The sequence below is a fragment of the Pseudomonas sp. BN411 genome (assembly GCF_029871235.1).
In the GTDB taxonomy this organism is placed as follows: domain Bacteria; phylum Pseudomonadota; class Gammaproteobacteria; order Pseudomonadales; family Pseudomonadaceae; genus Metapseudomonas.
Genome location: NZ_SSOM01000016.1, coordinates 1 through 7733 on the forward strand (window position 1 = coordinate 1; position 7733 = coordinate 7733).

Sequence of the window (7733 nt, forward strand, 5' to 3'; positions counted from 1 at the left end):
GGACAGGTCCTGGTGGACCATGTCGGTGCACCAGACTGGGTGCGGGCAGCCCTCGCGCAGGCTGAGCAGGCCGGTAACGTGGTCGATCTGGCTGTCCAGCAGGATGATCGCCTGGATCCCGGTGTCACGCACGTGGCGAGCCGGCTGCAGCGGCGGAAAGGCCTCGAGCTGGGCGCGGATGTCCGGCGAGGCGTTGCACAGCACCCAGTCGACGCCGTTGGCGCTGAGGGCGATGGAGGATTGGGTGCGCGGCTGGGCGCGGAGCTTGCCGCTACGCACGCCTCGGCAGTTGCGGCAATTGCAGTTCCACTGGGGGAAACCACCGCCGGCGGCGGAGCCAAGAATCTGGATGTGCATATGAATTCAACCTGCCTCGTAGTGCTGCAGGAAAAAGGACCCCGGCGAACCGGGGCCAAGCAAAGGACGCTGCGCCAGTGGAGGCCAACGCAGCGCCGCGTGGAGTATCAGCGGTTGGCGAAATACAGGGTGACTTCAAAACCGATACGCAGGTCGGTGTAGCTGGGTTTGGTCCACATGGGGCACGTCCTCTCTGTTGTTGTTACTCGGGGTGAAGCGAATGAACCTTCATTCGCTCCTGACAGGATCACGGTTTGTCTTTCGCGGCAGTGGACTGCTGTTCCTTCACGTAGTCAGCGTACTCGCGGCTCATGACATAGGCCTTGATCTTTTCGACCTCGTCCGCCGTCAGAGTGTCCCCAAAGGAAGGCATGCCCAGGGGACGCAGCACGCCTTCGCGGACGATCTGCTGGAACAGGCTGCGGCGCGACTCGTCGGATTTGCGCAGGTCGGGCACCAGGCCGCCGCTCATCGCTCCAACGCCATGGCACACGGAGCAGTAGCTGCCGTAGAGCTGCTGGCCGGCCTTCAGGTCGGCTTCGCTGGCATGGGCCGGCTGCGGAATGCGGGCGAGGGCGGCGACTTTTTTATCCGGCAGCGGCGGCAGGCTGGCCTTGCCGTCGAGCTTGAACACCAGCAGGCGGCTGACGTTGCCGACGCCCGGTGCCTTGGCTGCATCGCCACCGATCAGCGGCGCGACGCCACCCCAGCCGGCCATGATCGCTACGTACTGCTCACCCTTGTAGTTGTAGGTCATGGGCGCGGCGACGATGCCGGTCTGCGCGGCGAACGACCAGAGCTTCTCACCCTTGTCGGCCGAGTAGGCCACCAGGTTGCCGGCTGCGGTGCCCTGGAACACCAGGTTGCCCGCCGTGCTCAGGGTGCCGCCGTTCCAGTAGTGCGGGTAGGGCACGCGCCAGGCTTCTTTCTGCTTGACCGGGTCCCAGGCGAGCAGCGCGCCGGATACCGCCTCGCGCGGGATTTCGGTGGCATCGGAGAAGCCGGCGCCGGTGTTGAAGCCCTTGCGGCGGACGAAGTCCTTGCCCTCGTTACGGTAGACGCCGGGGATTTCCTGGTAGGGGATGTACACCAGCCCGGTCTGCGGGTTGTAGGACATCGAGTGCCAGCTGTGGGCGCCGAAGGGGCTCGGCCACATCACCACGGGCTCCTTCTCGTAGCGCACGCCCGGAGCCTCCACCGGACGGCCGGTGGCCAGGTCGACGCGTTCGGCCCAGGTCACCTTGCCAAACTTCTCGGCGGACAGGAGCTTGCCGGTCTCACGGTCGAGCACATAGAAGAAGCCGTTCTTCGGCGCCTGCATGATCACCTTGCGTGGCTTGCCGTCGAGTTCGAGGGTCGCCAGGGTGAGCTGCTGGGTCGCGGTGAAGTCCCAGGTTTCGCCCGGGGTGGTCTGGTAGTGCCAGGCCAGTTTGCCGGTATCCGGGTTCACCGCGAGGATCGACGACAGGTAGAGGTTGTCGCCGCCGCCGGGGCTGCGCAGCTCGCGGTTCCACGGCGAGCCGTTGCCCGTACCGATGTAGAGCAGCTCCAGGTCGGGGTCATAGGCCATGCCGTCCCAGACGGTGCCACCGCCGCCGCCCTTCCAGTATTGGTCGCCTTTCCAGGTCTTGGCCGCCTCGGCCAGCTCCGGATGCTCGTAGGGTTTGGCCGGGTCGCCGGGCACGGTGTAGAAGCGCCAGGCCATCTTGCCGGTCTCGGCGTCATAGGCGGCGAAGTAACCGCGCACGCCGTACTCCGCGCCACCGTTGCCGATGATGACCTTGCCCTTCACCACACGCGGGGCGCCGGTAATGGTGTAGGGCTTGCTGTTGTCGGTGGTCTGCTGGCTCCAGACCTCCCGGCCGGTCTTGGCGTCGAGGGCGACGAGGCGGCCATCGAGGGTGCCGATGTAGACCTTGCCATTCCACAGCGCAACGCCGCGGTTGACCGCATCGCAGCAGGCGTCGCGCGCCTTGCCGCGGTCGATCTGCGGATCGAAGGTCCAGAGCACTTTGCCAGTGGCGACGTCGACGGCAATGGCGCGGCTCCAGGACAGCGAGGCGTAGAGCACGCCATCGGAAAACAGTGGGGTCGCTTCCAGGCCACGGTGGTTATCGAGGTCGATGTACCAGGAGAGGCCGAGCTTGCCGACATTATCGGCAGTGATCTGCTTCAGCGGGCTGAAACGCTGTTCGTCATAGGTACGGCCATGGCTGAGCCATTCATTGCCATCTTTCTCGCTGGCGACGATGGTGGCCTGGTCGACGGGTGCCGCGTAGGCAACCGGGCCCAGCAGGGCGACGAGCAGGGCGGCGGCGAGGCGAGTGCGGTTTCGGTACATGGGCTGCGTCTTGGGCATTTACGCAGGACTCCTTGGTTTGTTTGTTATGGGCGGAGTGTGTTGGTCATCCGACGTGAATCAGGCGGTCGGCTGGCGCAAGGTCAGAACACCTGCAGCAGGCGCAGGTTGATGCGGTTGTCTTCTTCGAATCCGTTCTCGACGGACAGGTCCTGCCCGTAGGTCGCCAACACCTGCGTGGTGGGCGTGATGAAGTAGGACGCACCGACGTTGTATTTGCTGGTATCGGGTTCGTCGTTCAGGTCGATGCCGTCGACTTCGTTTTCCCCGCCCCAGGTCCTGGATATGCCGGCACGGATATCGAAGCTCTGAGTGAAGTTGTAGCGCAGGAAAGCCTGGCCCTGATAAAGCTCCGACTGCTTGCGCGTCACGCTGTCCGGACCGTAGTCGTCGTTGTCGCCGAAGAAGGTCACGTCGCCCACCAGGTCGAGGGTGAGCTTGTCGGTCAGGCCAGTGATGTAGCCGGCCTGGAGGGTGAACTTCCAGCGGTTTTCACCGAGGTTGATCGGCTGGTCGTTGTCGTAGCTGCCGGTCGGCGCAAAGAGGAAGGGCGTGATACCGAAGTAGCGGCGATTGGCCGGATCGTTCACCAGCCAGAGGGTGGACGCGAGGATCAGGTCGCCGGTGCCGCTGTCGCTGCCCAGGCCCTTGAGGTCGTCCTTGGCACGGACATTGCCAAAGGGCAGGAGAAATTGCGGATCGATGATGTAGTCGCCGAGCTTCATGAAGTGCACACCCCGGAGGATGCCCACGTCCGAATCCAGGCCGGCGTCGATGGGGGCCTTGTGGCCGTTTGCGTACAGCGCATTGCGTTCGGCGTGCTGGTAGTACAGCAGGCCGAGGTTGGTGCCTTCGGGGAGTGCCGTGTAGTCGCCAGCGTCCACATCGAGCGCATGGGCGACAGAGGTGAAACCGGCTGCGAGGCCGAGGGTGGTGGCCAGGGTCAGGGCCCTGGAAAGAGCCGTCTTGTGCGTGCTGCTGGAACAGGCGAGACGAGCTTTACCGCTCTTCGTCATGACATCACCTTTTATTGTTTTTGTTTATTATCAATTGCTGTGTCCTGGCCTTTACTTCAGGGAAGAACCAGAGACGCACAAGTTGTTCAGCACGACCTGTGCCAGGTAGTTTTCAGTTCTATTTAGTGCTTGAAAATCAATGGCTTGGATAACAATAGAATTAATGGTTGAGCCATTCCGGAAAGTTGCATCGTCTCGCTGTCTCACTCTGAGCCAGATAAAAAGAGGCACGCCTGTACCGGACTGATACAACCGTTTCGAGGCATGAGCCATGAACAAGCCGGATGACCCCATTCCTGCCAAGGAAGGTACGAACGTTCTTGCGTCCCTCGAGGACCGCAGGCAGGCCTTCGGATCGCAGTTGATTGCGCGCTCGTGGGCGCGCTCCCAGCAGTACGGAATCTCGCCTCGCGACCGGGTGTTGTTCGACGCTCCGGTGGTGGTCCGTCCGAAGGACATCCAGGATCACGGCGGGCTGTTGCTGCGTGCCGCGTCGCCCGAAATGGAGCAGTTGCACGGAGCGCTCGCACCGAAGGATTGGGTACTCGCCTGCATCGACATGGAAGGTGTGGTGCTCAGCTCCATCGGCAAGTGCAACAGCGCCAGCCAGGAGCTCAACCAGGTATTCCGGCCCGGTGCGCAGTTCCTCGAAACACTGGTGGGGACCACCGGACCGAGCTGCGCCCTGGAAGAAAGGGAAACCGTCATCGTGGCCGGCGCCGATCACTATCTGGAAGAAGCCCATGCCTTCACCTGCATGGCCACGCCGATCTTCGGCCTCGATGGCGGAATCGTCGGTGTGCTGGATGCCAGCCGCAAAGGGCCGGCCACTTCCCTCTACTGCCTGGAGTCCCTGGTCATCGCGGCGCGCGCGATCGAGCGGCGGATGTTCATGGAGCTGGGGAATGTCCTGCTGGTCCACCTGCATTTCCGCCTGGACATTCTCGGCACGCCAATGGAAGGGCTGCTGGCGTTCGATGGGACGGGAAGGCTGCAAGGGGCCAATCGCATCGCCACGCAGATCTTCTCGTCGCCGGGGTTGAAGCCGGGCATGGAATTCAGCGAGTTGTTCGACATGCCTTTCACCCATGCCGTGTGCTACCGCCGCTACGATCTCAGCGTGCCGTTCCGCATTCAGACTCAATGGGGCAGCCAACTGCACGCCTGCCTCACCACCGCTCCCGACAAGAAGGCCGGGCAGCAGCCGGCGCAGCCGCGTCCGTTCACCACAGCCGAGCGCCGTCCTCTCGCGCCGCAGGGGCCCTGCATCGAGGACCAGGCTGTGAACTCTGCGCTGGAGCGCGCCCGCAAGGCTTTCGCTCGCGACATCCCGGTGCTGATCAATGGCGAGACCGGTACCGGCAAGGAAGTGTTCGCGCGCCTGCTGCATGAAGGCAGCGCCCGCTCGGGCGGACCTTTTGTGGCGATCAACTGTTCTTCGATCCCGGCGAGCCTGATCGAGTCGGAACTCTTCGGCCATGTCGAAGGCGCCTTCACCGGCAGCCGTAAAGGCGGGGCGGCAGGGAAGATCGAGCAGGCCCATCAGGGCACCCTGTTCCTCGACGAAATCGGTGACATGCCCCTGGAGCTGCAGGGCCGCCTCTTGCGTGTGCTGCAGGAGCGCAGCCTCAGCCGCCTGGGCAGTACCGCCGTGATCAAGGTGGATTGCGCCCTGGTCTGTGCCACTCACCGCGACCTGCTGCAGCTTTCCCAGGAACAGGGTTTTCGCGAGGACCTCTACTACCGGATCAATGGCCTGCGGGTGACCCTGCCGGCATTGCGCGAGCGGAGCGACCTGGAGCGTTTGATCCAGCGGCTGTTGCAGAGCGAGACAACGGCCCATGCGCCACTGACGCTGGAACCCGCCGCGTTGCAGGCCCTGTTGGCGTACCGCTGGCCGGGGAACATCCGGCAGCTCCACCAGACACTTCGGCTGGCGGCGGCACTGGCGGAGGACGATGGGCGGATCGGTCTGCAGCACCTGCCCGATGAAGTGCTGCAGGGTGTCCCGGCGCGGGTCATGGCGGAGCCGGCGGTGGAGCGCGATCAGGCGGAGGTCGGCGGTACGCTTCAGGCATCCGAGCAGCGTGCCATCCGCGCAGCCATCGAGGCCTGCCAGGGCAATCTCTCGGCGGCGGCGCGTTCGCTGGGTATCGGCCGCGCCACCCTCTATCGCAAGCTGAAGGCGATGGAGAAGGAATAGGACCACGGGGCAAGGTCACGCCCGTGCTGGCGTGGCCTTGCCCCGCGTGTATCAACCGGCGGTGCTCGGGTCGATGAGGCCGTGCACTTCTGAAATGCGATTGACCGGGAAGCCTCCCTGTTCCGCATGTTCACGAACCAGTTGTTCGTTGTCTGCCAGGTATAGGCAATAGACCTTGTCGTCCGTCACGTAGCTGTGAAGCCACTGGATGCGGGGCCCCATGGCGCTGAGCACGGCGCAAGACTTCTGCGAGATCGCCTGCAGCTCGTTGGTCGAGAGCTTTCCTGCGCCGGGAATCTCACGTTCGATCACATATTTCGGCATGGCTGTTTCCTTCTTGTTGTGGGTTTTCTGGGGGGTAAGGGGGTGATGGGTATCGCAAGCTCCACCCATCCTACGATCGCGCTACGGTCGGGCTTTTGTAGGATGGGTGGAGGCACGATACCCATCAGAACGAAGGTCGTCCGGGCACTCAGAGCTTGATCAGCACCGACTTCAGCTCGGTGTAGTGCTCGATGGCGGCCGCGCCCATTTCGCGGCCGACGCCGGAGAGCTTGTAGCCGCCGAAGGGCAGGGCCGGGTCGAGGGCGCTGTGGCAGTTGACCCAGACCGAGCCGGACTTGATGCGCGGAATCATCCGATGCACCGCCGACAGGTCGTTGGACCAGATGCTGGCGCCGAGGCCATAGGGGTTGTCGTTGGCCATGCGGATGACTTCATCGATGTCGTCGAAGGGCATCGCCACCAGCACCGGGCCGAAGATTTCTTCCTGCACCAGGCGGTGCTGCTGGTCGACGTCGACGATCACCGTCGGCTTGACGAAGTAGCCGGGGCCGAAGCCGTCGCCGCCGCAGGCGATGGTGGCGCCCAGTTCGCGGCCGAGGTTGATGTAACCGGTGACGCGGTCCTGCTGCTTGGCGGAGATCAGCGGGCCCATCTGCACGCTCGGGTCGAGGCCGTTGCCGAGCTTCATGCCGTTGGCGATGCCGGCGATGTCGGCGATCACGTTGTCGAAGTGCTTGCGGTGCACGTACAGGCGCGAGCCGGCGCAGCAGACCTGGCCCTGGTTGAAGAAGATCGCGGTGGCGGCGCCGGCAGCGGCTTCGGCGAGGTTGGCGTCGGGCAGGACGATGGTCGGCGACTTGCCGCCGAGTTCCAGGGTCACGCGGGTCATGTTGTCCATGGCCGCCTTGCCGATCTGCTTGCCGACTTCGGTGGAGCCGGTGAAGGTCAGCTTATCGACGCCCGGGTGGCGGGTGAGGGCGACGCCGGCATTCAGGCCGGTACCGGTGATGACGTTGAACACCCCGGCCGGGTAGCCGGCTTCCAGCACCAGTTCGGCCAGCTTGAGGGCGGTCAGCGGGGTTTCGTCGGCGGGTTTCAGCACCACGGTGCAGCCGGTGGCGAGCGCCGGGCCGAGCTTCCAGCAGGCCAGCAGCAGGGGGAAGTTCCAGGCGACGATGGCGCCGACCACGCCGACGGCTTCGCGGCGGATGTAGCCGTGGAACTGGTCGTGGGGCATCAGCGGCAGGGAGGCGTCGACCGTGCTGCCTTCGATCTTGGTGGCCCAGCCGGCCATGTAGCGGAGGAAGTCGATGGCCAGCTGCACGTCCATGACCTGGGCCACGGCGGCGCTCTTGCCGTTGTTCAGGCACTCCAGCTCGGCCAGTTCCTGGGCGTCGCGTTCCATCAGGTCGGCCAGGCGCCACAGCAGGTTCTGCCGTTCGCGCGGACGCATACGGCTCCAGGCGGAATCGTCGAAGGCCTGGCGCGCGGCCTGCACGGCGCGGTCGACGTC

At 64.4% G+C, this 7733-nt stretch carries 7 protein-coding genes; 1 reads left to right on the forward strand and 6 read right to left on the reverse strand.

Annotated features, from left to right (window positions below; translation table 11 throughout):
• The 4 genes from E8F06_RS00700 to E8F06_RS00715 all read right to left on the reverse strand — a co-directional run.
• Positions 1-357 (reverse strand): MBL fold metallo-hydrolase (locus E8F06_RS00700; RefSeq protein WP_280363195.1); only part of this gene is annotated, 357 nt, incomplete at its 3' end.
• A gap of 107 nt (positions 358-464) precedes the next feature.
• On the reverse strand, positions 465-536 hold the full coding sequence (gene pqqA, locus E8F06_RS00705) for a pyrroloquinoline quinone precursor peptide PqqA (protein ID WP_003239771.1): 72 nt from the start codon (positions 534-536) through the stop codon (positions 465-467).
• A 68-nt stretch (positions 537-604) separates the two neighbouring features.
• Positions 605-2716, reverse strand: coding sequence for a PQQ-dependent dehydrogenase, methanol/ethanol family (locus E8F06_RS00710; RefSeq protein ID WP_280363197.1), 2112 nt, complete (start codon positions 2714-2716; stop codon positions 605-607).
• Positions 2717-2799: 83 nt separating this feature from the next.
• On the reverse strand, positions 2800-3732 hold the full coding sequence (locus E8F06_RS00715; protein WP_280363199.1) for a transporter: 933 nt from the start codon (positions 3730-3732) through the stop codon (positions 2800-2802).
• A gap of 271 nt (positions 3733-4003) precedes the next feature.
• Between E8F06_RS00715 and E8F06_RS00720 the strand changes: the two genes are divergently transcribed.
• Complete coding sequence (locus E8F06_RS00720) at positions 4004-5935, forward strand: sigma-54-dependent Fis family transcriptional regulator (protein ID WP_280363202.1); 1932 nt, start codon at positions 4004-4006, stop codon at positions 5933-5935.
• 51 nt (positions 5936-5986) lie between these two features.
• Here the strand turns inward: E8F06_RS00720 and E8F06_RS00725 are convergent, their stop codons facing one another.
• Together E8F06_RS00725 and E8F06_RS00730 are read right to left on the reverse strand one after the other, a co-directional pair.
• Positions 5987-6259, reverse strand: a complete 273-nt coding sequence (locus tag E8F06_RS00725) for a DUF4242 domain-containing protein (RefSeq protein WP_280363204.1) — start codon at positions 6257-6259, stop codon at positions 5987-5989.
• Positions 6260-6407: 148 nt separating this feature from the next.
• On the reverse strand, positions 6408-7733 hold a 1326-nt coding region (locus E8F06_RS00730), incomplete at its 5' end, for an aldehyde dehydrogenase family protein (protein ID WP_280363206.1).